General features: G+C 55.8%; 1 protein-coding gene. It reads left to right on the top strand.

Annotated elements, in window-relative coordinates:
- Positions 1 to 235: 235 nt before the first annotated feature.
- On the top strand, positions 236 to 2,698 hold the full coding sequence (locus tag ACOYNV_RS27050) for a protein kinase domain-containing protein (protein ID WP_422902918.1): 2,463 nt from the start codon (positions 236 to 238) through the stop codon (positions 2,696 to 2,698).
- Positions 2,699 to 2,907: the final 209 nt, after the last annotated feature.

Below are 2,907 nucleotides of genomic sequence, written 5' to 3'. Positions count from 1 at the left end.
CCCAATAGCGAATTCTGGCACAGCCTACTGACCCGAAGCGCGAATGTCTAAACTAAAGCTATCTGCATTAGACTTTATTGGAAACCTACCAAGAGTTGTATGGAAAACAACAAGTTAGAAGTCTTCAAGAATTGGTTTCCAATAAAGTCTATTGAAACGGGGTTAAAGTGTTACCCGGGATTGAACCACGCCCAAATTTATAACTATCGTGTCGTTTTTAAGCATGGGTAGATTCATGGCAAACTCTTTTCCCCCGGCCACCTTCATGCGCATGGCGGATGACGTGCCGCACAAGCGGCCTGCCAAACTGGGGCGCTTTGAACTCAAAAGCCTGTTAGGGCAGGGTACACAGGCGCAGGTCTGGCTGGCATTCGACCCTCGGCTTGAACGTGAAGTCGCCGTCAAGCTGATGCGACCAGTCCAGGGCTCGAATGCCTCGGCCCTGGACCAGTGGCTGCAAAAAGCACGCTCAGTCGGCAGCCTCAGACACGCCAATATTGTTACGGTGTTTGAAGCCGATGTGCAGGATCAGCAGCTTTGCCTGGTGCTTGAGTATGTGCCGGGCCGCACACTGGCGCAGTTGCTGATGGTTCAAGGGGCCATGTCTGCCTTGCAAGCAGCCGCCTTGATGCAAGAAGTGCTGAGTGCCTTGGTGGCAGCCCATGCCAGTGGCGTAATACACCGCGACCTGAAACCCTCCAATGTGCTGATAGATGGTGCCGGTCGGGCGCGGGTGATGGACTTCTACATTCCCGCCCAAATCGTATTGGAGCAGGCGGGTGCCCCCGGTGCGGCAGGGACACTGCCCTACATGGCCCCCGAAGCGCTTCGGGGCGAGGCCTTTTCACCCTTGATGGATGTGTACTCGGTCGGGCTGATGCTCGCGGAGCTGGTCTGGGGCAAGCCGCTTCGGGCCGGGCAGAATGTGCAGCGCAGCATGCAACCAGCGGTGCCTCAAGCCTTGGAGCTGCCGCCAGAGCTGCAAGCGCGTCTGGATGACCGGCTGCGCCCGATTGTGTTGCGCGCCCTTGCCTTGGATCCACGGCAACGCCATCCCAACGCCCAGGTATTTCTGGATGCGCTGCGCGAATGGTCAAGTAAAAACCAGCTCGCACAAGGTCTGGCGGAGTCCGCCCAGGCAGGCCACCAAAACAGCACACTCGAATTCTTGATGCGCCGCATGCGCGGCAACAGCGACTTTCCGGCACTCTCGGAGTCGATCGGTCGCATCCAGCGCATGGCATCGTCCGAGAAGGAGAGCATCAGCAGCATAACCAATGAAATTCTGAAGGATGTGGCGCTGACCAACAAGCTGCTGCGCCTGGTCAACAGCGCCCACTATGCACACTCAAGCAGCATCGGCACGGTATCCCGGGCGGTCAGCCTGGTAGGCTTCAATGGCATTCGCAACATGGCGTTTAGCCTGGTGTTGCTGGAGCACATGCATGACAAACCCAATGTCCAATTGCTCAAGGAAGAGTTTTTGGGCGCGCTGATGGCCGGCACCATTGCTTCCGAGTTGAGCAGTACCACGGTTGAACGTGAAGATGCTTTTATTGGCGCGTTGTTTCAGAACCTGGGGCGCATGGTGTCACAGTTTTATTTTCCGGCCGAAGTGGCCAGCATACGCAAACTCATGACAACACCGCCCTATCCGATGAGTGAAGCATCTGCGTCGGCCCGGGTATTGGGTCTGAATTTTGAATCATTGGGACTAGGGGTTGCCAGGGCCTGGGACTTGCCCAAGAGCATTCAGCATTGCATCATTGGGCCAGCCAGTGACCCGCCAAACCAGATTTCCAACGATGTGCAGAATCGCCTGCGCTGGTGTTCGCGCGCTGCCAATGAGATGGCCGATACCATGCTGCGCGCCGATGCCCAAGAGGTTGACCAACGCCTGGCACAGTCAGCCAGGCGCTACGCCCGGGTGCTGGGCCTGAGTGCCGAGCAGATCAAGAGTGCCACCCTGGCTGCGCGCAAAAAGCTGCTTGAACTGGTGGATGCCATGGAAATCACGGTTCGGCAAGATTCTCTGGCCTCGTACCTGCTTAAAGACTCCCATGACGCAACCCAGGCGCACCTGAAATACGCCAACGAGGATGAGGAAGTTCTAGCCGAAACCGAACTACAGGCCACCCGGATGCTGCCGGTCGGCCAACCCATAGCCATAAAAAAGGAACATGCAGCGCAGACGCTGGCAGCGGGCATACAAGACATCGTCAATGTCATGGTGGAGGATTTCAAGTTGAGTGACGTGTTGCGCATGATCCTTGAAGCCATGTTTCGCGCGTTTGACTTTCACCGCATTGTCTTTTGCATGCGCGACACCAAAACCGATACATTGACTGGCCGGTTTGGTCTGGGCGCTGGCATTGAGGGTGTGGTAAAAATGTTTTGTGTGCCGCTTAACGCACAGGGCACGTCAGATCTGTTTGCCACCATTTGCAGTAAGGGAACCGATACCCTAATCAGCGATGCCAGCGACCCCCGTATCGCCCAGCGCCTGCCAGCCTGGTATCGCAGAAGCTACGCTGCACCGACTTTTTTGATCTTGCCGCTGCTGCTCAAAGGTCGACCGTTTGGGCTGATCTATGCTGACAAGGCTGAAAAAGGCGGCCTGGTGTTAGATGAAAAAGAACTGGCAATGCTGCGAACGCTGCGCAACCAAGCGGTGATGGCGTTTCGGCAATCAAGCTAGTTTTTCAGGGTAACCTTTTAGTCCGTTCTCTGTACCTTCTCAAAAACTCAGGGTGAAGCACCAGAATTTGCTGCGTTGCGAATCAGCGTAGCCAGTGGAGGAATGGCGTTGGTCAAGGAGACGCGATCTTGCAGGTACGCCCAAAAAGGGGCGACCTCAAGAAACGGAAAATTTTGTACGTTAAGCCATTGAAGTCTAAGGATTGCGGA

This window comes from Propionivibrio sp. (genome assembly GCF_049316945.1).
In the GTDB taxonomy this organism is placed as follows: Bacteria; Pseudomonadota; Gammaproteobacteria; order Burkholderiales; family Rhodocyclaceae; genus Propionivibrio.
The sequence above is the reverse complement of the archived record's forward strand: the minus strand, read 5'-3'. Positions and strand labels throughout refer to the sequence as shown.